The organism is Pseudarthrobacter adonitolis (assembly GCF_055412845.1).
In genome coordinates, this window is record NZ_JBVAYW010000005.1 from 201888 (window position 1) to 224181 (window position 22294).

A 22294-nucleotide genomic window follows, 5' to 3' on the forward strand; every position below is an offset into this window, starting at 1 on the left:
CGGCTCAGGACGTCGCCGGGGCGGCGCTTAGTTCTGAGACGTGTTCGGAAACCAACGCAAACGAGTGGATTCTGTCTTCGAGCAAGGGCAGCGGGGTGGAGATCATGACTTCATCTACCCGGAGCTTCATTGCGAGCTGCTCGAGACGCCGCGCCACTGATGCTCCGTCGCCCACGATAAGCCGCATGTCGTTGGCCTGCCGCCGGCTCAGCTCCTCAGGGGTCCAGTGCCCTGTTTGAGCGTCCGGATAGCTTGGGAACGGTTTGTCCTGGCCAAGGTCTTTCCGGGCCCGCCACAGCCTGACGGAGTCGGCGAGGCGTTCAGCTTCCCACTCTGTTTCCGCCGCGATTACCCGCACTGCTGCAAGGGGTTCCGGGGCCAGGCGCCGCGCGCCGGGACTGAAACTGGATTTGTAGGTCTCGATGGCGGCGGCCCCGCTTTCGGCGTTTAGGAAGTGGGCATGGGCGTAGCCGGCACCGAACGCCGCGGCCATGGGCGCCGAACCGCGCCCGGCTCCGAGGAGCCAAACGTCGATGTCCTCACGGGCCGGGGCGCCAGGGAGCAGGCCCATGCGCCGGTGCAGATCCAGCACCTTATCGGTGAAGTATTCCGACCCTCCGCTGCCCGCCCGGCCGATGCCCATGTTGACCCTGCCGGGGTGGAGGGCGGCCAGTATCTCGAAAGCTTCGGCGGTGTGGCCAGTGTCGTGAAGTGCGAGGAGCACCCCGCCGGTGCCGACTTTCAGGGTCGAGGTGGCATCGAGTACGGCCATGGCCAGGAGCATGGGGGTGGTTCCGGCGAACGCGGGGGAGCTGTGGTGCTCAGCGACCCAGAAGCGGTGGTAGCCGGCTTGTTCGACGGCTTGTGCCAGCGCAACGGTTTCCCGGATCGCTGCACCCCGGCTCTGGCCGGCGGCTATAGGCGACTGGTCGAGGACGGACAGCTTCATCGGGTCGGGGTGGTCGTGCCGGGCTTTGAGGCCGGGACGATCGAGTAATTGGCGAGGAAGACCAGGTTGTGGATTTCAGCGGCTGCGATGGCCCGCAGGGTCGGCAGCTCTGCAGCCGCCTGATCAGCATCAAAGACGTTCAGGGGCCATTCGCCCACTGTTCCGCCGCGTAGGTGCGGGTGGTGGAAACCCCGGCCGTAGAACGCCTGGATGGTGATCGGCGGAATCTGGAAACGGGACTGTTCCTGCCATGAGAGGGTCCATGAGCAGGCAATGCCGGTATCCTGCGGCGCGCGGATGACGCCGGTGCTCTCCAGGGTCCCTTTATCCAAAAGCAGGGCTTCATTGATTTCTTCCAGGGCCTGGCGGGCGTAAGGGTCCAGCAGGTCAACTGCTGTGCGGAACAGCGACTCCTTATCCGTCCGGCTGACGGCGTCACCGTGGGTGCCGTCCCGGAGGTCAGCGAAGTGGCGCAGGAGAGCGGCGACCACTCCCGGGTCTGGAAGTGTCTGAGGATTGGAGGGGGTCATGATGCTCCTACTGGCTTTGTGGCCGATTGGCGGATTTGGAAGAGGTGGCTTTGGACCCAGCCGTGAACGGGGTTGCTTCGATGGGTTGCGGGGTCCAGGAACTGGCCGTGGAAGACGCCGGGATCGGTGCAGACACTGACAGGGACCGAAGCCGCTTCCAGACGGGCGGAGAACTGTGCGACGTCATCCCGGACCGGGTCGCTCGTGCCTACCAGCAGAGCGGTCCGGCAGAGCCCTTCCAGCCGGTCTGCGTGCATGGGGGACAGGTAAGGCAGGGTGCGGAGGTCCTCATCGGTGCCGGCGTAGTCCTGCCAGGCTTCCCGCAGCATTTCCCGCGGCGGGAAGGGCTGATTGGGGTGGCGGTGGGAGGCTGAGTCACACTCGGGGTCAAGCGGCGGGTAGGTCAGCAGCAGCCCGTCAAGGGTCTGTTCGTTGTCCCGAAGCCATAGCGCGGCCCCTGCAGCCAACGTCCCGCCGGCGCTGTCACCACCGACAACCGTCAACCCTTGGAATGTCGACTGTGCCCACCTGACCGCGGCAACAACGTCCAGGACAGCTGTGGGGTGTGGCCATTCGGGAGCGAGCCGGTATCCGACACTGATGACGCGTGCGCTGCCCATGGCCGCCATGGCCATGCATGCGCTGTGCCAGCCCTCGATGGATCCACGGGTCCAGCTGCCGCCATGGGCCCACACCAGGGTGACCTCCGGGCGGGCCACGGGTTCATAGACCCGGAGCCGGACGCTTTCTCCGTCATGGGCCTCGACGGCAGAGTCCATCCACGGAACGCCCGCGTTGAGAGGACTTCCGTATGCGGACCCGGCCACTGGCCGTGCGGAGATTTCTGACGTCATGACCTCATCTTTCCCAACAACGCAGGGCCGTGCCTCCCCCTGTTGTGCCTATCACCGGCAGGGTGTGGCTGGAGGTATCAGTGACCGTTACAAGTCGAAGTGAAGATGTGCAGGGGCTTCGTATGGTCTCAGCAGGGCCAAAGGTCGCTTGAGCAGCTGCTCCCTGGCCGCATCCGACCCATGCCCGAAGGGACAACAGTGGACTTGATGAAGCTCATGAGTGAGGACCTTAGGTAGGCAAAAACCCAAGAGCCTGCGGCCCCCAGCCTGTTCGCTGTAGCTCTGGCCTATTCCGGCGTCCACGCCGTATGGAGCCACACGCTGGCTCATGCAATGTGGCAGCGGCCGTTGCTGCGGGGCCCCGCCAGGATGCTTTCGCAGGCGTCGCGGTTCTTTACCGGCATCGAGATTCATCCTGGAGCTACCATTGGCCGGCGACTCTTCATGGACCACGGCACTGGCATAGTCGTTGGCGAAACCGCTGAGATCGGTGATGACGTCCTGATGTACCAGGGCGTAAAACTGGGTGGACGGGCACTGAGTAAAACCAAGCGGCACCCCACCATCGGTGACCGGGTGAGGATCGGAGCCGGAGCCAAGATCCTGGGCCCCATCACCGTGAGCAATGACTCGGCTGTAGGAGCCAATGCTGTGGTCGTCCGCGACGTCCCTGCCCAATCCGTAGCTGTCGGCATGCCAGCCACTACAAGGCCAAAAGATCCTACGGCGCCTGCGGATCCTCGGACGGACTTCATAGACCCTGCCCTCCTGGTCTAGCCAACCCTCGATCTTCAGTCTGGCCGGGTCCCTACGGCGACCCCTTGCCCACCCTCACTCCACTGTGGCTTGTCCAGCCTGTCCCTGTTCTGCCTATCACTGACAGGGCGTGGATAGACGTGGCTAGTACTGCTGATACTTGCTTAGTGGGACAGTGCAGTTGCCTCAGCGGAGGCCGGCGCACTGTCCCACTTCTCTGTGCACAACTTCAGTTGCAGGGCCGCTTTCATGCGGCTATGAATTTGGGGGTATTAGTGAAAAGCGATTTAGCGCAAGAAGTGGGCTTCAGTAGCCCTCTGGTTCGTGTCGAGGTGTTACGCGACGCGGTCGACTTTCAGGTCACCAGCCGCTCTGTCGTCGTGAACCTGTCATCAACTGACGCCCGGGCAATCGGCTCCCAGCCCTCGGCCATCCCGCCCTTCAGCTCCACCATCCTGACCGGGGCCCGCGTTACGGGCTCCCTGGTGCTCGTCCTCGCCGTAAGGGACCCAGAAGCGGCCGAGCAGGACTTCAGGGATCTGGGCTGGACGGACTTCTACGGGGCCGGCGATGGGGCGCCTGTGCTGCTTCGTTCACCCCAGGTAGAAGTTGGGGAAGCGGAGTTGGTCGAGGCTGCGGTTCTTCACCAGCCCGAGCTGGCCAACTCCAGCGGGAAGTTCCTGCTTAACGCGAACCTTTGGTTCAGCCCGGCCGACACGGACTGCGGCATCCATAACCAGCACGACTTCATTGAGATCCACACTCAGGTTTCCGGTCTTGGCCGGATGCAGAAGTTCATGGACAAAAACCACGACACCCTCTACGAGGACCAGATCCTGAGCCCTGGCAACACCAACCCTGTTCCGTTCTGCCAGGCGCAGGACGGAAGCTACGCCTACCCGTGGCACCAGTACCGCGCCGACACCGACTGCGTCTGGCTCGCCCTGGAATACCACCGCATCTAGGACCCACAGCACTAACAGGCCGGCGACAACCGGCCATCCGTTCGCAGCCATTTTCAGGAGGAGAAACCATGAAAACCATTGGAATTGTCTTCGGCACCAGGCCCGAAGCTGTGAAGTTCGCCCCGATCATCCACGCACTCATCAAGGACCCGCGCTTCCGCCCTGTCCTCATTTCCACAGGCCAGCACCGGGAAATGCTGGACAGCACCCTGGCAGAGTTCGACATCAACCCGGACGTGGAACTGCGGGTGATGCAGGACAAGCAGACACTCTCCCAGGTCACCCACCGAATGCTTGAAGGCCTCTGCTCAGGGGACCACATGGCAGGCCTGGACGCAGTCATGGTCCACGGGGACACCGCCACCACCCTGGCCGGCGCACTGGCGGCACTGCACCGCTCCGTGCCCATCATCCACGTCGAGGCGGGCCTGCGCAGCGGTGACAACTACTCACCGTTCCCGGAAGAGGTAAACCGCAAGCTGGTCGCCCAGATCGCTTCCCTGCACCTGGCCCCGACACCGGGCAACAGCGCGAACCTCATCCGTGAGGGCGTCAGGGAGCACTCGATTGTCGTCACCGGCAACACTATCGTCGACGCCCTGCAGTGGGGCATGAACAACCTGCATGGTTATGGCGTCCCGGCCCTGGAGGACCTCGACAGCGACCCACGCAAGGTCATCCTGTCCACCACGCACCGGCGCGAAAGCATCGGCCGGCCCATGCGCGAAATCGCCGAGGCACTGGCCGACATCGCCACCCGCGATGACGTGCGCATCGTCGTGCCCCTGCACCTGAACCCGAGGGTGCGGGAAATCATGGTCCCGGTCCTGCGGGATCTGGAGAACGTGGATCTGGTCGATCCGCTCCCGTACCTGAGCTTCTGCCAGCTGCTGCAGCGCAGCGACCTGATCCTCTCGGACAGCTCCGGCGCTGAAGAGGAAGGGCCGGCACTGGGCAAGCCCACCCTTGTCCTGCGGGAAATCACCGAGCGCAGCGAATCCATCCTGACGGGCAGTTCCCGCTTGGTGAGCCGTCACCGCGGGCAGATCACCGCCGAGGTCGGACGGCTCCTGGATGACCCAGATGCGTACATGGAGATGGCAACTGCTATCAACCCGTACGGCGACGGAAGGGCCACCGAACGGACGATCGCAGCAGTGGCGCATTACTTCCGGCTGGGTCCTGCGGCCATGCCTTTCGTTCCCGGGGCGGAATTCGTTCCGGTGGCAGCTTGAGTACCAGGACGGGCGCGGACATGCCCCTGGGGCTGCTCGCCCTCGCCCTCGGCGGCTTCGGCATCGGTCTCACCGAGTTCGTCATCCTCGGGCTGCTCCCGGAAGTGGCCGCCGACTTCGCCGTCAGCATCCCGGTTGCCGGCTACCTCGTCTCCGGCTACGCACTGAGCGTGGCCGTCGGCGGGGTGCTGGTGACGGCGATGACCGCTTCCCTGAAGCCCAAGAACGTGCTCTGCGCGCTCATGGTGCTCTTCATCCTGGGCAACCTCATCTCGGCCGTGGCCGATACCTACGCCGTGATGATGGCCGGGCGGGTCGTCGCCGCGCTGTGCCACGGCGCCTTCTTCGGCATCGGGGCGGTCCTGGCCGCAGACCTGGTCGCCCCGGACCGCAAAGCACGTGCCATCTCGATCATGTTCGCCGGCCTGACCATCGCGAACGTGCTCGGCGTCCCGATGGGAACCTTCCTGGGCCAGCAGTACGGGTGGCGGTCAACCTTCTGGGCCATCACCATCATCGGCATTATCGCCCTGGCTGGCCTGGTCCTGTTCGTGCCCCAGCACGCAGCTTCTGAACGCGGGCCGGGACAGCTGCGCCGGGAACTGGCCGCCTTCACCAGCGGTCAGGTCTGGCTCTCGATCTTGATCACCGTCTTCGGCTTCGGGGCAATGTTCGGTGCCTTCACCTACATCGCCCCGATGCTCACCGACATCTCCGGCCTGCCGGCCGCGTCTATACCTTGGATGCTCGTGGTCTTCGGAGCAGGACTGTTCACCGGCAACCTCATCGGCGGGAAGGCCGCCGATGCGAACCTAGATCGGTCCCTGCTGGTCCTGCTGACCGCCCTGACCGCGGTGCTGCTGGTCTTCGCCGCCACCATCAACAACCCCTGGGGAGCAGGCATCACCCTCTTCCTGCTGGGAGCTGTCGGCTTCGCCGCCGTGCCTGGCATGCAGATGCGGGTCCTGTCCTACGCCAAGGCAGCCCCGACCCTCGCTTCGGGGGTGAACATCTCCGCCTTCAACCTGGGCAACGCCATCGGCGCCTACCTGGGCGGTCTGACCATCGCCGCCGGGCTCGGGCTGTCATCACCCATCTGGATCGGGGCGGGGCTGGCCCTCACGGCGCTCATCCTGATCCTTATCGCTTCCACACTCAGCAAGAACAACCGAACCACAGCAGGGGAGACGGGCCTTCTCGCCACCTCAACCAGCCAGAAAGAAAAGGTACTTCCATGACATCTCGCGCAGTACGGGCCGCCGCAGCGCCAAGCCTGAACATCACCGAACCGTCCTTCGGCACTGAAACCGTCACCGACTTCCTCCGCGATGGGTACTGGCTCGAAGCAGCCGACCTTACGGGGGACGGCAGACCGGACCTTGTCGGCTACGGACTGAAGATCGGCGAAATCTACTGGTACCAGAACCCCACCTGGGAAAAGCGCCTCGTGGTGGACAAGATCAAGGAGCCGGTTGGCATGGACTTCGGTGACATCACCGGAGACGGCAACAACGACCTGGTCGTCTGCTACCAGCTGTACGGCCCCGGCGGCACCATCCACCACGCCGACCCTGAAGGCGGCAAAATCGACTGGCTAGAAAACCCGGGCAACGCCGCAGAAGCCACCGGGAACTGGCAGCGGCACTACGTCGGGCGCGCCATCGGCATGCACCGGCTCCGGGTCGGACACTTCACCCGCACCGACAAAATCCAGATCATCGGATTCCCCATCGTCGCCGTGGAGGACGTCCACGCGGTCCTTCCCGTGGTGCTGTTCACCCCGACCGATAACCCACGCGCCGAATGGGACAAAGAAATCATCTCCGACTCCGACTTCCGCATGATCCACGGCGTCGCCCGCAAGGAAGGCCTCATCCCCGGATCACCCCTGGATTCGATCCTGATGGCCTCCGATGAAGGCGTCACCTGGCTGTACTTCGACGCCGACCAAAACACCTGGTCCTGGGAACACATCGGCGACGGCGAAGCCAGCCAGTTCGAACAGACCACCTTCAAAGGCAGCGGCGACGTCGACGGAGGCCGTGTAGGGGATGACCCCCTGGCCTACGTCGCGGCCATCGAGCCGTTCCACGGCAACACGGTGGCCGTCTACACCCGCAGCGGGGATGATACCCAGGCAGCGGGTTGGACCCGGCACCTCCTGGACATCTACGGGGACCCGAACGAGAACGGGGAGGGCCCCGGCCACACTGTGATGTGCCGGGACTTCGACGGTGACGGGGACGATGAGTTCCTGATCGGCCTGCGCGGACCGGAGCCCTGGCAGGGCGCCTACTACTACAAGGCGGTCGACCTGGCCAAGGGACTGTTCCTGAAGTGGAAAGTCTCCGAAGAATCCATCGCCCGGATCGTCGCCGGGGACTTCACCTCGAGCGGCATAGAGGATTACGCCACGATCTCCTACTCCGTGCAGCACTACTTCGTGGCCCCCAAGGCCCAGATCACCCTGCACCACAACCTCACACCTCAAGGCGAAGGAAAACAGGCATGAGCACCACCGAGAAAGCAGGCATCGGCAGACGCTTCTTTATGGCCGGATCGGCCAGTACTGTCGCGGCAGCATCACTGGCCGCCATCGGCACTGCCACCGCACCGGCCGCGGCCGCCGCATCTTCCCCTGACGTCCCCGACGGCTCAGTCATCGGCCCCGCCGACTCCCGCTACCCGGACCTGATGACCGGCAACAACCAGCGGTTCGTCGCCCAGCCCGACTACGTTCGCCTGATCACCAGCACCAAAGACGCAGAAAACGCCGTCCGGGATGCAGTCCGCACCGGCAAGAAGGTTTCCGTGCGAAGCGGCGGGCACTGCTTCGCTGACTTCGTCTGCAACCCCTCCGTCCAGGTCATCCTGGACGTCTCGCCGATGAACGCGGTGTACTACGACAAGAAGATGACCGCGTTCGTCATCGAGCCCGGCGCATGCATCATGAACGCCTACGAAGCCCTGTACAAGAACTGGGGCGTCACCATCCCCGGAGGCATCTGTTACAGCGTCGGCATCGGCGGCCACATCGCCGGCGGCGGCTACGGGCTGCTCTCCCGCTCCCACGGCCTCGTGGTGGACCATCTCTACGCCGTCGAGGTCGTTACCGTGGACGAAAACCGGAAAGTCCGTACCGTCACAGCCACCCGGGACGACACGGGGGAACTCGGAGACCTCTGGTGGGCCCACACCGGCGGGGGAGGCGGGAACTGGGGAATCGTAACCAAATACTGGTTCCGGTCACCGGGGACCTCCGGGAAGAACCCGACCGAGCAGCTCGTCAAGGCACCGTCCAAGGTCCTCGTCAGCGCTATCTCCATCCCATGGGACCAGCTCGACGAAACCAAGTTCCGGCGCCTGATCACCAACTTCGGCGCCTGGCATGAGAAGTACCGTGAACCCGGAACTCCGGAGTCGCACTTGAGCAGCCTCTTCAACGTCAGCTCCAAAGCCCAGGGCCGGATGGGCATGTTCACCCAGATTGATGCCGCCTCGCCCGACGCGAAGGGTGTCATGGCCCGGTACGTCGCCGCGATCCTCGAAGGCGTCGCCGTTACACCCGAACCGCTCGCCAGACCAACCGGTGAGCTGCCGGCCATGCCCGACTTCTTCAAGACCAGGGAGATCCCTTGGCTGCAGGCAACCCGGCTGGTGGGCACGGACAACCCCGTCATCACCAACCCGACCAGCCGCGGCGCGCACAAGTCCGCCTACCTGAACACACGCTTCACGGATGAGCAGATCGCAGTGCTGTTTAAACAGATGAGCAGGGAAGACTTCACCAACCCGAACACCATGCTGGTGCTGTTCTCCTTCGGCGGCCAGGTCAACGCCGTCGCGCCCGAAGCCACTGCCAATGTCCAGCGCCGTTCGGCATTCAAGCTGTGCCTGCAGACCTTCTGGCCGGACGCCGCAGACGATGACTTCTACCTGAACTGGGAGAGGGAAACTTTCGAGGGCATGTTCGCTGCCACCGGCGGCGTCCCGGTCCCCGGTGACCAGCTGGACGGCTGCTACATCAACTACCCGGACGTGGACATGGCTGACCCGGCCCGGAACCGCTCCGGCATCGGCTGGCAGACCCTGTACTTCAAAGGCAACTACGAACGGCTGCAAAGGGCCAAAGGCGAGTGGGACCCGACCAACTTCTTCACCCACAGCCTGGGTATCGAGCTTCCCGCCGGCGGTGCCTCATGACCGCCACCGTTCCGGAGGCCACGACCGCGCATATGCGGCTGAGCAAGCTTCCGTCTCTGACCGGATTGCGGTTCTTCGCTGCGCTCCTGGTGTTCTGCTTCCACATCACATTGTCCAACTCACCGATCCCGCCCAACGATCCGATCAATCCGTTCGCCGACGCTGAGCTGGGCGTCACCCTCGAATGGCTGGTCAGCAAGGCCGGGTACGTCGGAGTTTCCTTCTTCTTCGTCCTCAGCGGCTTCTTGCTCGCCTGGGCGTCCAAGCCGGGGGAGGCCAAGCGTCAGTTCTGGCGCCGGCGGCTGCTGAAGATCTTCCCGAACCACCTGGTCATGTGGGCGTTGTCGATGATCCTGTTCGCAGCCGCGATCACGACCCCGCTGGGCTGGGCGTCGAACCTGTTCCTGGTCAATTCCTTCATCCCCGACGGGGCCGTGTACGTCGCGGTGAACCCGCCATCCTGGACGCTGAACAGCGAATTGTTCTTCTACATGCTGTTCCCGCTCATCATCGTTGCGCTGCGGGAAATCCCGGGCAACAGGCTGTGGCTGTGGGCGGGCATCATGGTCGTCGCCATGGTGGCCGTGCAACTGGTGACCACCTACCTGATCCCGGCAACACCGGTCTCCCCGCTGACGCCGATCTCGGTCACGCAGTTCTGGTTCGGCTACATCTTCCCGCCGTCCCGGCTCTTCGAGTTCGTCCTGGGTTCCATCCTGGCGCTGATCGTCCTGTCCGGGCGGTGGATACCGCTGGAGATGTGGCAAACCCTGCTCATCTGCGTGGCCGGCTACGCGCTAGCCATGGTCGTGCCCTTTGTGTACTCCTTCAACGTGGCCACCATCGTCCCGGTGGCTGCCATCATCTGCACCGTCGCCGCCTCAGACATCGCCGGCAAGACCGGTTTCCTGGGCTCCAAAACGATGGTCTGGCTGGGAAACATCTCGTTCGGGTTCTACCTCTGCCAGGGCGTCGTGATCTTCTACGGCCGGATCCTCCTGGGAAACCAGACCTACGAGACCCCGGTCGCGCTGCTCATCATCGCCGGCTTCTTCATCGCCACCCTTCTGGGTGGCTGGGCACTCTACGCCCTGGTTGAAAAGCCGGTCATGGACCGGTGGGCAAGGCCACGACGGAAGCCCCTGTCTGAAGCAGCTCCCGTGCCCGCATTCGAGGGAGCAGTATCCGACGAGGAGCAGTCATCCGTGGATGCCCTGAGCAGCGTCAACAGGTAGCTGCACGAACGAAGTCCCCCACCCGGTGGTCAGGGTGGGGGACTTCTTGGTGTTCGGCAGATCCCTCCTGGGACCTGTAGCTTCCGGTCAGCTCAAGCGTTGGCAGTTTCCACGGCATCTGTGGCGGCGGTGGCCCGCGGAACATCAGTGTCCGAGCGCAACAGCTGCAGCGCCTCGGCTGCCGGGGTTCCGGGGTCAGCGGTATACATGAGGATCCGGTGCCCGGAATCGTCATGCTGGGTGAGGACCTCAAAGTTCAGCTCCAGGTCACCAACCTCAGGGTGATGCATGTACTTCAGGCCCGACATGCAGTTCTCCACTGGATGCTTGGCCCACAGTGAAGCGAACTCGGGGCTCTTCATCGTCAGCTCGCCCACGAGGGCCGCCAGCTCCAGGTCATCTGAGGTCATACCGGCCAGCAGCCGAAGGGAAGCAACAGCCCGTGTGGCCTCTTCCTGCCACCGGGAGTACAGCTCGCGGGTGTGCGGGTCCAGGAACAGCATCCGTGTCATGTTCGGCCGGGTGGACGGTGTCTCCGGGGCAGCGAGGTCCATGTGGCCGGCCACCAGGCGGTGACCCAGCGGGTTCCATGCCAGGACTTCACTGCGGCGGCCCAGAACGACCGCCGGCGTGGTGAACATGGACCGGATCAGCCGGAGCGTACCGGGCCTGGCCTTGTCCGGCTTGGTCATGGTGCGTCGCTTGGTCTTGCCCGGGCGGGCGAGGTTGAACAGGTGGGCGCGCTCATCATTGTTCAGGTTCAGCGCACGGGCAATGGAATCAATGACGGATTCTGAGGCGTTGTTGCTCAGCCCCTGCTCAAGGCGGGTGTAGTAGGTGTTGCTGACACCGGCCAGCATGGCCAGCTCTTCCCGCCGAAGTCCGGGCACCCTTCGGATGCCGTAGTTCAGAAGGCCAACGTCCTCGGGCTGCAGGGCTGCTCTCCGGACGCGGAGGAACTCCCCAAGTTCACTCAAATTACTCATGGGGCCATTCTGCCTGTCATTGGACTAATTGTCCTGTCACTGCCGGGGGTACCCACAGAGGGGTGTGGTTGATCGTTGGCAATTACCTGAAGCTGAGACATGAAGCGCCGCCTTGGCGGCCCGACAAGCAGACAAGGACCACCCACATGACCACTCAGCCTGAAACCGCCGAGCCTGACACACTACTGGCACCACCTCTGCCAAAACCCCAGCCGGCAACCGGAATGACCGGCAAGCAACACGTAGCCCTGATCGTGCTGCTGACAGCCAGCTTCACCCTCGCCGTTGACTTCTCCATTCTCAACGTCGCCCTGCCGACCATAGGCAGCGACGTCGGCTTTAGCCTGGAGAACCTGCAGTGGATCGCCACCGCCTTCTCCCTCTGCGCAGCCGGACTGACCCTGCTCTTCGGGCGGGTCGCGGACCTGGCCGGCCGGCGCAAGATGTTCCTCATTGGCATGGCCCTGCTGGGCGCAGCCTCCCTCATGGGCGGACTGGCAATCGACCCCGCTGTCCTGCTGATCGCTCGCGTTGGCCAGGGCATCGCTACAGCCATCGTCGTCCCGGCAGCGCTGTCCCTGCTGCTCGGCTCCTTCCCTGAAGGACCGCTCCGCGACAAGGCGCTAGGACTGAACGGCGCGCTCATGGCCGCTGGCTTCACCACCGGAGCCATTTTCGGCGGGCTCCTGACGGACCTGATGAGCTGGCGTTGGGCCTTCTTCATCAACATCCCGGTCGCCATCGCCGTCCTGGTCATCGCCCCCGTCGTCCTCGCCGAAAGCCGGCCCGCCACCAAGACACGCTTGGACGTCCCCGGCGCGCTCACGGTCACCCTTGGGCTTCTCGCCCTCGTGTTCGGTATGACACACGCCGCCGAGAGCTCCTGGACTGACCCGCTGACCCTTGGCTCACTGGCCGCCGCCGTAGTGCTCTTCGTCGCCTTCACCGCGGTGGAACGACGGGCCGAATTCCCGCTGGTCCCGCTGGCCATCCTGAAGCGCTCAACCGTCGCATGGGGCAACATCGCCGGCGTCCTGGCGTTCGTCACGGAGACTTCCCTGGTGTTCCTGCTGACGCTTTACCTCCAGCAGGTCCTTGGCTACACGCCGCTTGGTGCAGGGCTCGCCTTCGCGGTCCTCGGCCTCGGAACCGTCCTGGGAGGCATCCTCGGCCCCAAGATCATCGGCAAGGTCGGCAACAAGCGCGCCATCGTCTACGGCTTCATCGTCCAGGCCATTGCGACAGCCTCGCTGGTCATGCTGAGCAACGATCCGGCAGCGATCGCCCTTCTCCTGGTTGCCACCTTTATCGGCGGTGTCGCCAACCTGGTAGTCATCGTCGGCTTCATGGTCACCGCCACCTCCGGCCTCCCCGAAGAAGAAGCCGGCCTAGCCACCGGCCTGGCCACCATGAGCCAGCAGATCGGCATCACCATGGGCATCCCGATCATGAGCGCCATCTTCACCGCCCAGCTCATGTCCCTTGGATCCACGGACGCCCCGGCGGTACTCAGCGGTGTCACCCTGGCCATCTGGGTCAACGCCGCGCTCTGCCTCGCCACCGCCCTGGTGGTTGCACTGTTCCTCAAGAAGCCAGCCGCAGTGGAAATCACTGCCTGATTTCCCGTTATGGGGAAGCGTGAGCGCTGCTTGTGCGCTCACGCTTCTTCTATTTTTGGGTATGGCTGCCGATTGCGTCCTAGTCCTAGTGCCGCGTGTCTAAAGTAGTTTTATGGTTGGTGTTTGGGAGGATTGGGCATGGCTCATCCCCCCGCTCCTGCTTTGGATATTCGTGATGGTGACTTTGAGGTGTTGTCGCGGTGGTCCCGTTCCTCGGCGATGAGGGCGGGGCTGGTCCAGCGGGCCCGGATCATCCTGATGGCGGCCGAGGGTGCACCGAATTCACGCATCGCCCGGGAGGTCGGTGTTTCGGTTCCCACGGTCCTCGCCTGGCGTGGACGGTACCAGGAGCGGGGCATGGCGGGTCTGGAGGACGAGCAGCGTGCCGGCCGGCCGCGGGAGATTGACCGGACGAAGATCATTGCCGCCACGCTGAGTCCGCCGCCGGCATCGCTGGGGATCACGCACTGGTCTTCCCGGCTGCTGGCCCGGCATTTGAAGACGGACTTTTCCACGGTGGCCAAGACCTGGCGGGAGTATGGGGTCAAGCCATGGAAGTCCGAGACGTTCAAGTTCTCCACCGACCCGGAACTGGAAGCAAAAGTCGTTGATGTGGTCGGGCTCTACCTTGCCCCGCCGGAAAACGCGGTCGTTCTGTGCATTGACGAGAAATCCAAGATCCAGGCACTCGACCGGACCGCGCCCCTGCTGCCGATGCAGATCGGCGTACCGGAGAAACGCACCCATGACTACGTCCGCCACGGCACCACGACCCTGTTCGCGGCGCTGGACATCGCCACCGGAAAACTCATCGGTCTCTGCAAGCCCGCCCACACCCACAAGGAATTCCTGTCCTTCCTCAAGCATGTCGCCCGAACCTACCCGGGCGTTGATCTGCATCTGGTAATGGACAATTACGCCACCCACAAGAAGGCTGAAGTACGGGCATGGCTGGCGGAAAACCCGCGCATACACGTCCATTTCACTCCGACGTCCGGGTCCTGGCTGAACATGGTGGAGATCTGGTTCGGGATCATCGAACGCCAGGCCATCCACCGCGGAACATTCACCTCGGTCACAGACCTGATGCGCAAAATCCGGCAGTTCATCACAGGCTGGAACAAACGCTCCCACCCCTTCACCTGGACCAAATCTCCCGAAGAAATCCTCGCGAAAGCCAAGCCAAAGACAACTTCAAACCCGCGGCGCTAGGACCAGCACGTTAATTGCCAAGCCAATGACTACGCCGAGGCGGCCCCGTACAGAACTGGCAGGATGCCAAAAACTCCAACGGTATTCACCGGATTACCTGAGCTGCCGCGGGGTTTTCGGACAGCGGAATTAGTGGATTCTCTACGCTGCCAAGGCTGGCTGTTGATAACCATAGTGGACTTCGTTAGGCCGCCGGTAACCGAGCGCGGAGTGACGGCGCCGGCTGTTGTAAAACCCCTCGATGTAGCGGATGACGTCGCTCCGGGCCTGTGATTTGGTCGCGTAAACGGTTCGATAGACACGCTCGTTTCAGGGCTGAGAAGAACGATTCGGCCATGCTGTTGTCCCAGCACACCCCGGTGCGTCCCATCGAGGAGCGCATGCCCAGACCGGTCACCAAGGCCCTGAAATCGGTCGAGGTGTAGACGCTGCCCCGATCGGAGTGCCAGATCGCGAGAGGCTCAATCCGGGTCGTAGCGGCGGCGTTCCTGAGCGCATCGGCGACGAGCTCGGTGCGCATGTGATCGGCGATGGACCAGCCGACGACCTTCTTCGAGTAGCAGGCGGGAAGCGTCGCCATCTTGGGTCTCGGAGAAGTCTGGGAAGTCATTAGCGGAATTTCCCCTCCGGGTCCAGCGCGCATCGAGTGTTGCCGCCGAGCGTAGTTCCGAAGCTGCTTGTTCCAAATTGCATGGAGAACTTGCCATCACCGAAGCCAGTGGTCGTCTGGTCACGATTTGCCCCTGAAGGTTGAGTTTGAACGACTCGTAGTCCTTGGGTCTGAAACAGTTCCTTTACCGTCTTATGTATTTCCGCCGCCTGCTCCTGTGGAATCGAACCACGCGTGCTGTCGTAGTTGACTTGGGTGCCCTCTGTCCCGTCAGGGAGGGGGCAAACCATTCCTGGTTTGTCGGGTGTGACTTGTGTCCAGTCGCCCGGGGCGAGGGCTTGGATGTGGGTGAAGATGTCGAGGTACTCTTTGCGGGCTTGTTCTGATCCCATGGTCTGCTCCGCTGTGCTGGTGGGAGGATTAGTGCCAAGGGCGCTCCCGCACCCTGACAGGCTGAGCAGAATGACGGCTACGGCGGGAAGGACACGCCTGTATCGGTGGCGGGATTTGGTGGTCATCGTTTCGCATTCGTGAGTTGATCGTCCAGGCCGAGAACACGGCATAGTTCAAGGCGTCACCCGGAAAACCGCCTTTTGGAACGGAGAACCTGCACCGCGGAATCGGCTCTGATCAGAGAGAACGTGCTGTAAAGGCTCTACTTTGCAGTCTCAGTGGGGCTGGGGTTGGGAGGGCCCCCGTAAATTTCGGGATACAGCTCCTTGTAGATTGCGGTTTGGTCTCCGGCGATGCAGACGCTGTCCATCTCCAAGCCGGAGCCTTCGATGTTTGCGTAGTAGGACAGAAGGTGTCCGCCGTTCTCGTCAGCGTAGAGGCGGATGAGGCCTGGGTCCCGGGGGTTGGTTTCGGTGCGGGTGGTGAAGCCCTTGGATTCCCAGAACGTTTTGACGACGTTTATTGATGCTTCCAGATCGACTGGGTCGGAGGTTTGGCTCAGGATGCTGTAGTTCACGCCGTCTTGCCCGTCGGATGTGATGCAGGCACTGTTGACAGGGTTGTCTGTGTCCGCCCAGTTCTGGGGGCCGATGACTTTTTGGGTTTCGGTTTTGAAGGCGTGGAGGTCCGCGAGGGCTTGTTTGAGTTCTTCGACCTGGGCTTTGACGGTTGCGGGGTCGCTGGGATTGTTTGAGCCGGTCATGGGGTTCTCCGTGGTGGTGGGTGTGCAGGCGCTCAGTGCAATGGTGGCGCAGAACAATCCGGCGAGTATGCGGCGGGCCTTTAGCCGGGCCTTGGTTTCATGGGGCATGTGGTTCACTCTTCCTGAGTTGTTCAACGGCCAGCAAATCCAAGGGGAGGCGATACGGGCCGTGCGCCTGGCAGGATACGGTCTCCGTTGCCGGTTGTTGTGAGGGCAGCTTCATACACGGCGGTGGTTTCTTTATCCAGGTATCCGTAGCCGTCACTGGCTGTTCTGTGTGCCAGTGTGTTGTGTTCGGTGGTGCCTTGGTAGTGGGTCCCGTCGATCGTGGCCTCTTCTGAGGAGAACACTTTTGCGCCGAAGGACTCCAGACGCGGATCCTGGCGTTGGGAGCGACCCATTTGGGCCAGGCCGTCACCGCTCGCTTCGCTGGCGTAGACCTGACCGGCAGGCACGTGGAGTTCTCCGGTGTTTCGGATCTCTTTTTCTATCCCGGCGGAGCCGAGCATCGTGAAGGAGACGACGTTCAATTCCGCGGCGGCAAGGGCGTTGGACGTCACAGTTGTGCCGTAGGAATGGGCCAGTACGTTGAGGGTCTCGGGGGTCCTGTTGCCCAAACTCTCTCTGACGGCGTTGAACCCCTGAAGGTCTGCGACGAACCGTTCGGCACCGGCCCGGGCGGCATCGCCGCTGTTCACGGTCGGAACCGTGGGCGGGTCGTAGTTGATCCACGCCACCACCGCAAAGGACTCACCCGGGAAAAGCAGCTGTTGTTGCCGCTTCAGGTTGTTGGCGTTTGTTGCCCAGTCGTTGAATCCGCTTTGGGGTGTGATGTCCATGCCGGACACGGCGTAGGTAACGTTGTGGGCCGTGTCCGGGTTACCCGCAGATACCTGTGCCTTGGGGGAGCCGTGGGTGAGGTCGAATCCGAGCAGGATAGCATCGCCCGATGCTCCGGCGTTGACAAGAGCCCCACGGATACCGTTAAGGGCTTGCTGCTGGGTTTGCAGCCGTATCCAGTGAGGGTTTGGAATGGACCTTCCCGGTCCGGCGGGCAGGAATTCCGTCGTTTTGGCGAGTTCGGCGTTGATGCGCTCCTGTTCGGTTATGAGGCGATTCCGATTGGCGATGTTGCGGGCGGTCGCGGTGACACCGTTCAGGTTCCCGATGACCCCCGGGAGGGCTTCGATCAGGAGCTTCTGACTTTCGCCGCTTTCGATTGTTCCGTTTTTGGCGACGGTGTGGCCGAGACCGGCCCACCACTTGGCTGTCACGACGGGGTCCAGCCCCGGTTGGCTGAGGAGCTGCTGGAGCCGGGTCGTGTTGCCGGCACTACCGAGCCAGGCTTTCAGCTGCGCGGCGTTCAGGGCCCCGATGTCATTCAAACTCACCTGCCCGGGTGATGCGTACTGTATGAGGGCGCTGTTGAGCATGGTGTCGGCCATGGAACCGCTGCCGGCTGTTTCGAATGTCGTGGCGATCTGCTCAAGCCAAGCCGCGTCAGCGGCGTTCTCAGCCAGCAGCTGCTCGAAGCCGGACACGAACGTGACAATGCCGCTGTTCACCCAGGAACACCCCGCGGTGAATCCGCTCCACGCGTTCCGGATTCTTCCCAGCTCCGCGTTCAGGATGTTCGCGGAGGCGCGGGACTGGGACGCTAACCCGCCCAGCTTTCCAGGATCGGCCGAGCTAGTTCCGCCTCCCGATCCACCGGCGAACCGGGCCCGGTCACGCGCGGAAAACACCGCTGAAATCGTCGGTGGCGCAACGCGCGTTTCCTCGGGCTTCGGATCATTTACTATGCTCAGCAGGGCCGCGGACTGGCGGGCTGGATCGAGGGACGCCAGGTCCTGGTCACGGGCATCGGCGCGTTGCCGCCAGGCGGTGAGTTTCTTTAGCCGGGACTTCTCCTGCTGGGCCCGCAGTTTCGCTTCCCGGATGTCCTCAGCCAGATCCGCGAGAACACCGGCAAGCCGGCCGCGATCGTCGGATCTGATGGCACAGGCCTCGGTGAACAAGCGTGCGTAGCCGCCCTTGAAGTCCTCCGTTGCATGATGCACAGCGCCGCCCAGAAAACCACCCTCGCCACGCAGAACCTGCTCCGCTGAATCGGCTGCACTGATCAAAGCGTCGGCAGCGCCATCATCAAAGACAATCCCGACGGCCGCGCCGTCATCAAAGGTAAAACTCATGCCCGTCCCCCCACAAGCAAACAATAAATCCAACGACTAGCATAACCTCTGATTGCTTCGCGTGAGGGTTTACGCGGACGACTTTAGGATGGTGTGATGCCCGATGAAATCAAGAAGCACCGGTTCCTGACCATTGAGCAGGTTGCCGAGGAACTGAACGTTTCAGTCAGCCAGATCCGTCCTCGCTGAACGAGTCGTGATGCAGTGCGGAAATCTCCCGGCGGTACTTCTGTCGGAGAGTTGTCACGAGGTTCTCTAGATCCATCCCATCACCATAAACGCACCCTCGGACAATGATCGCGGGTGCCGGTTCTCAGGGGCGAGCAGCAGTTGAGTGTCTCCGCTTGGTGGGACCAGGCCTGCAAACACATGAGCCCAGGGTTTCGCTGGTTCCAGGACTCAATATTCACCTGTGAGATGGCCAAATCTCCTATGTGCCGGCGCGACCTTTTTCGACGATCGCGTCGGGATGTTCCTCTTTCAGCTCGCTCAGCTCAGCGAGCACGGCGGCAATCGGAAGTCCTGAAGGCAAGAGTGCGATCGGTTCCGGCTTGGGCGGATCGGGAATCTTGGCCGGAGCGGAACTCGCTGCGGTACGGGCAAGAACATGTCCCGTACCTGTTTCAGGCGTGCGCCCGAATCTGGCCACGCCGAGCAGGGGCCGACGTGGCTGGAGAACCCATGGTGGGAGGATGGCGTTGCGCATTCGGAGCACATGTCGTCTGCGGCAAGCCGCGGCACTGCCAGAAGGTCCCCAAGCTCATGCTCGAACGCCTTCATCTCAGCCCAATGCTTCGAGCGGTCAGATGCGCTCAACGGCTCGTTGGCTATGCTTTTCAGCTTCGGGAGCTGTGTCCGAAGCTCGCGTACTCTCGTTTCGCGATGCAACCGATAGTAAAACAGCGCTAATTCCAGCCGGTCCCGGGGTGAGCGACCCTCAGCATCGACTACAGCCTCGCGGTCCCCGACGACAGCGGCTAGCGTTGCGATCTTGGCTTCCGTGGTAGTAGCCAATTGCTGGAGAACCGCTATTTCCGCGACGCGGCGTTCATCACTCTATGCAGCGAAGCTGCCTCCCCGGAGCCTTGCGATTTCTTCTCGTCGATGTCGAAGGAGAGACTCATGCTCAAGCAGTGACAGGCGAGCCCGTTCAAGGGCGGGGTCATATCGTTCCCTGTCCCGCTTTTGACGGGCTGAGTCCGCGGCGGACTCTTCCTCGCGACGGTGCTCGAACTCCTCCAGCGTCTCCTGCCGTGAGGTTGGCGGGTCAGGGTTCACTACTTCCCACTGCTCCACCACCGTCGCAGCGGCACGTTCTTCCGAGGCACGGTCTTCCCTAACCCATGGGTTCCAGTAAGTCTCGCGGTTAATTTCCAGATAGGTAGCGCTTGCGGCGATGAACTCCTCGAACGTGGAGCCGGCCCCTGTCTCGGTGCCATCAGTCGACCATTCAGCTCGTAGGTCTGCTCTGTCTGGCTCTTCGGCGAATCAGTCATGTTCTCTAGAATCGTGCATCCACCAGGTAACCGCCAGCCCCGAGGATGCACGGATACCTTACTGATGTGAATGGGGGGAATTCAGGAGTGTCGTGCGGGGGAACCGTGAAAATTCTGTTACCGCTGCGTTACTGCTGGGCCCTGCCCTGACATGAAGAAAGGTCCCGGTTCCCTTTGTTTATAGGGGAACCGGGACCTTCTCATTTGGCGGTGACGGTGGGATTTGAACCCACGTTGGCTTTGACACCAAACAACATTTCGAGTGTTGCACCTTCGGCCGCTCGGACACGTCACCAACCTGAATAGGTTACCGGAGCATGCCGCCCATCCACAAAACGGCGGGCGTCCAGCTCATGGATGGCCGGACGTTTAAGCCCCCGCTACAGGCGAAGGGACACTTGGGGCCCTCACCTGCAGCGCCATGATGATGACGTCCGGTCAGTGGACCTCTGAAAGCCGCCGAGTCCTTCCTGGTGTCGCCGAAGCCGCCCAACTGTTGGCCCGGATCCTTGCTATGCCCTTCTGGTCGCAGAGTTATGCACATAGGCATTCAGCCACGCGGAATTGTCAGATCCCGCTGGGATGCTTTGAGTTTGGAAAGCAGAGCAGCTATAGAGGCGGCAGATGCCCTTGCGGCGTCCTTCTCTGAGCTGGCTCTGGTGTTGCGTGGCGCTGCCGAAACCCCGGATTCCTATGCGGATCCGCTGCGCAGGAGGGCCGATATCGCTCTGGCGACTCTGGCTGAGGTAGCTCACGGGGAAGCGAAGATGGCGGCCCTGAAGGTTCACGCTGCCGTCGATTATGCCGACGCCGCCCAGACCCTTGCGGGCCCTGCCGAGTCCCCGCAGGACCACTGCGGGCAGGAGATGGTGGTGATTGCTGAGGTCGCCTGCGTGCTGACAGTAAGCGAACGCACCGCGGGTGCTCTGCTCGCTGAAGCCGACGAGCTCACAACCAGCCTGCCACTGACCCTGTCCGCGCTGCAGGCCGGGTCGATCTCGTGGCTGCACGCCCGGTACATGGTGGACGAAGCCGCCAATCTGGACAGGCCTGCTGCGGCGGCGTTGGAGGCGCATTTCCTGGACCCCGACGCACCAAGCCCGGCGAGGGGCTGCCCGGCCGCGGATTTCATCCCTGGACGGTTCCGGCACAAGGCCCGGACGTGGCGGGGACGGGACCACCCCGTCAGCATCGAAGCGCGCCATATCAAAAGCTCGGCTGATCGGGGGGTGGAGTACTCCCCGGACCGGGACGGCATGGCGTGGCTCAGCGCCTACCTGCCCGCCGACACCGCCGCCGGGATTTGGGAACGCACCGCCACTGCCGCCCGATCAGCAGGGCCACTGCCGCCCGATCAGCAGGGCCCCAACGAAGCAAGGACGCTCAGCCAGCTCCGTGCAGACGCGGCCGCGACCTGGCTCCTCGGCACCGAACGTGATGCTGCCAGCAGCGACGGGGGCAGCATGGGCGGGCGGTTCCCGTCGCCGCGGGCGCGGGCGCTGGTGTTGGTCACGGTCCCGGTGCTCTCATTGTTGGGTGCCACAGATGAACCGGCCAACCTGGACGGGTACGGGCCGATCCCGCCGTCCATGGCCCGGCGTCTCGTAGCCGACGGCGCCGAGTCCTTCCATCGCGTCCTGACCGACCCGTGGGACGGGGCTCCGCTGGAGATCGGTAGGACCAGCTATCGGGTCACGAAAGCCCAACGGCAATGGCTGCGGCTGCGGGACGGGAAATGTCCTTTCCCAGGCTGCAGCAACCACTCCCTGGACAACGAAGCAGACCACCTCCTCGCCTGGGCCCGCGGAGGTTTCACCGGCGTCAGTAATCTCGGTTCGCCGTGCCCCAGGCATCACCGGCTCAGACACGCCACGCTCTGGACGCCCACCGCCGCCACCAAGAATGAACCACCCGGTTGGATATCACCCACCGGACGGCGCTATGCCAGTGAACACCCCGACTGGGAACCACCCATTGGCCCGAAAAACAGCCGGGCCAATGGTCAGGGATGACACTCAATGCAGAGCCGGGCGTGCCCGAAGCCGAAATTCCTGGCGGCCCACTAGAGGACGATCCCTTTCTGGAGCTTCGCCGTGCCGACGTTCATCTGCCCGACAGTTAACTGCTCGACTATGCGCTGTTGCCGGACGACGCACATCCGGACGGACCCAAGCCCGAAGCGCCCTAGGGCGTGTCTCCCAATTGGTTCGTGACGGCTTTGGCAGGCTGGAACTATGTCGCGCACTGCAGTCCTGACCGATGCCCAATGGGAGCGAATTGAATCGTTGATGCCCAG

Annotated in this window: 18 protein-coding genes, 1 tRNA gene and 2 pseudogenes; 11 read left to right on the forward strand and 10 right to left on the reverse strand. The window is 63.0% G+C overall.

Translation table 11 applies throughout. From position 1 onward, the window contains the following. Positions 1 to 4: 4 nt before the first annotated feature. From ACZYZ4_RS08265 to ACZYZ4_RS08275, 3 genes are read right to left on the reverse strand one after another with little or no spacing between them, the layout of a single operon-like run. Complete coding sequence (locus ACZYZ4_RS08265) at positions 5 to 949, reverse strand: LLM class flavin-dependent oxidoreductase (protein ID WP_463859833.1); 945 nt, start codon at positions 947 to 949, stop codon at positions 5 to 7. Further along, on the reverse strand, positions 946 to 1479 hold the full coding sequence (locus ACZYZ4_RS08270) for a hypothetical protein (protein WP_463859835.1): 534 nt from the start codon (positions 1477 to 1479) through the stop codon (positions 946 to 948). The genes ACZYZ4_RS08265 and ACZYZ4_RS08270 overlap by 4 nt, the downstream gene beginning before the upstream one ends. Beyond that, complete coding sequence (locus ACZYZ4_RS08275) at positions 1476 to 2333, reverse strand: alpha/beta hydrolase fold domain-containing protein (protein ID WP_463859837.1); 858 nt, start codon at positions 2331 to 2333, stop codon at positions 1476 to 1478. Before ACZYZ4_RS08275 ends, ACZYZ4_RS08270 begins: the two co-directional genes overlap by 4 nt. 237 nt (positions 2334 to 2570) lie before the next feature. Between ACZYZ4_RS08275 and epsC the strand changes: the two are divergent. The 7 genes and pseudogenes from epsC to ACZYZ4_RS08310 all read left to right on the forward strand — a co-directional run. Continuing rightward, a pseudogene (gene epsC / locus ACZYZ4_RS08280) lies at positions 2571 to 3110 on the forward strand (serine O-acetyltransferase EpsC); the annotation flags it as partial. 359 nt (positions 3111 to 3469) lie between these two features. Beyond that, on the forward strand, positions 3470 to 4054 hold the full coding sequence (locus tag ACZYZ4_RS08285) for a hypothetical protein (protein ID WP_463859839.1): 585 nt from the start codon (positions 3470 to 3472) through the stop codon (positions 4052 to 4054). 68 nt (positions 4055 to 4122) lie between these two features. Further along, a complete protein-coding gene (wecB, locus tag ACZYZ4_RS08290; RefSeq protein WP_463859840.1) occupies positions 4123 to 5289 on the forward strand; it encodes a non-hydrolyzing UDP-N-acetylglucosamine 2-epimerase in 1167 nt (388 codons plus the stop codon). A 20-nt stretch (positions 5290 to 5309) separates the two neighbouring features. Further along, positions 5310 to 6527 (forward strand): MFS transporter, encoded by a 1218-nt coding sequence (locus ACZYZ4_RS08295; protein ID WP_463859877.1) that lies wholly within the window; start codon positions 5310 to 5312, stop codon positions 6525 to 6527. Beyond that, positions 6524 to 7801, forward strand: a complete 1278-nt coding sequence (locus tag ACZYZ4_RS08300; RefSeq protein ID WP_463859842.1) for an FG-GAP repeat domain-containing protein — start codon at positions 6524 to 6526, stop codon at positions 7799 to 7801. Before ACZYZ4_RS08295 ends, ACZYZ4_RS08300 begins: the two co-directional genes overlap by 4 nt. After that, a complete protein-coding gene (locus ACZYZ4_RS08305; protein ID WP_463859844.1) occupies positions 7798 to 9492 on the forward strand; it encodes an FAD-binding oxidoreductase in 1695 nt (564 codons plus the stop codon). Before ACZYZ4_RS08300 ends, ACZYZ4_RS08305 begins: the two co-directional genes overlap by 4 nt. Further along, positions 9489 to 10727: an acyltransferase family protein gene (locus ACZYZ4_RS08310; RefSeq protein WP_463859845.1), complete on the forward strand. Its 1239-nt coding sequence runs from the start codon at positions 9489 to 9491 to the stop codon at positions 10725 to 10727. The genes ACZYZ4_RS08305 and ACZYZ4_RS08310 overlap by 4 nt, the downstream gene beginning before the upstream one ends. A 92-nt stretch (positions 10728 to 10819) precedes the next feature. On the opposite strand, the gene ACZYZ4_RS08315 is transcribed toward ACZYZ4_RS08310, so the two are convergent. Further along, positions 10820 to 11713: a helix-turn-helix transcriptional regulator gene (locus tag ACZYZ4_RS08315; protein ID WP_463859847.1), complete on the reverse strand. Its 894-nt coding sequence runs from the start codon at positions 11711 to 11713 to the stop codon at positions 10820 to 10822. A gap of 224 nt (positions 11714 to 11937) precedes the next feature. On the opposite strand from ACZYZ4_RS08315, the gene ACZYZ4_RS08320 reads away from it, so the two are divergent. Both ACZYZ4_RS08320 and ACZYZ4_RS08325 read left to right on the forward strand, forming a co-directional pair. After that, positions 11938 to 13332, forward strand: coding sequence for an MFS transporter (locus ACZYZ4_RS08320; RefSeq protein ID WP_463859879.1), 1395 nt, complete (start codon positions 11938 to 11940; stop codon positions 13330 to 13332). A gap of 138 nt (positions 13333 to 13470) precedes the next feature. Continuing rightward, on the forward strand, positions 13471 to 14544 hold the full coding sequence (locus tag ACZYZ4_RS08325) for an IS630 family transposase (RefSeq protein WP_463859849.1): 1074 nt from the start codon (positions 13471 to 13473) through the stop codon (positions 14542 to 14544). A 141-nt stretch (positions 14545 to 14685) separates the two neighbouring features. On the opposite strand, the pseudogene ACZYZ4_RS08330 reads toward ACZYZ4_RS08325, so the two are convergent. The 4 genes and pseudogenes from ACZYZ4_RS08330 to ACZYZ4_RS08345 all read right to left on the reverse strand — a co-directional run. Beyond that, positions 14686 to 15124 (reverse strand): annotated as a pseudogene (locus tag ACZYZ4_RS08330) (DDE-type integrase/transposase/recombinase); the annotation flags it as partial. 29 nt (positions 15125 to 15153) lie between these two features. Continuing rightward, entirely contained in the window at positions 15154 to 15546 is a 393-nt protein-coding gene (locus ACZYZ4_RS08335; RefSeq protein WP_463859851.1) for a hypothetical protein, read from the reverse strand. Between the two features lie 263 nt (positions 15547 to 15809). After that, positions 15810 to 16418 carry a hypothetical protein gene (locus tag ACZYZ4_RS08340; RefSeq protein WP_463859853.1) on the reverse strand — a complete coding sequence of 203 codons (609 nt, stop codon included), beginning with the start codon at positions 16416 to 16418 and terminating at the stop codon, positions 15810 to 15812. Positions 16419 to 16441: 23 nt separating this feature from the next. After that, complete coding sequence (locus tag ACZYZ4_RS08345; protein WP_463859854.1) at positions 16442 to 18502, reverse strand: alpha/beta hydrolase; 2061 nt, start codon at positions 18500 to 18502, stop codon at positions 16442 to 16444. A gap of 96 nt (positions 18503 to 18598) precedes the next feature. Here ACZYZ4_RS08345 and ACZYZ4_RS08350 point away from each other — a divergent pair, with 96 nt between their 5' ends. Continuing rightward, a complete protein-coding gene (locus ACZYZ4_RS08350) occupies positions 18599 to 18691 on the forward strand; it encodes a DeoR family transcriptional regulator (protein WP_463859856.1) in 93 nt (30 codons plus the stop codon). Positions 18692 to 18932: 241 nt separating this feature from the next. Here ACZYZ4_RS08350 and ACZYZ4_RS08355 read toward each other — a convergent pair whose 3' ends face one another. Both ACZYZ4_RS08355 and ACZYZ4_RS08360 read right to left on the reverse strand, forming a co-directional pair. Continuing rightward, complete coding sequence (locus ACZYZ4_RS08355; RefSeq protein WP_463859857.1) at positions 18933 to 19208, reverse strand: hypothetical protein; 276 nt, start codon at positions 19206 to 19208, stop codon at positions 18933 to 18935. Positions 19209 to 20203: 995 nt separating this feature from the next. Next, positions 20204 to 20293 (reverse strand) — tRNA-Ser (locus ACZYZ4_RS08360). A gap of 298 nt (positions 20294 to 20591) precedes the next feature. On the opposite strand from ACZYZ4_RS08360, the gene ACZYZ4_RS08365 reads away from it, so the two are divergent. Next, positions 20592 to 22010, forward strand: coding sequence for an HNH endonuclease signature motif containing protein (locus ACZYZ4_RS08365; protein ID WP_463859858.1), 1419 nt, complete (start codon positions 20592 to 20594; stop codon positions 22008 to 22010). Positions 22011 to 22294 lie beyond the last annotated feature (284 nt).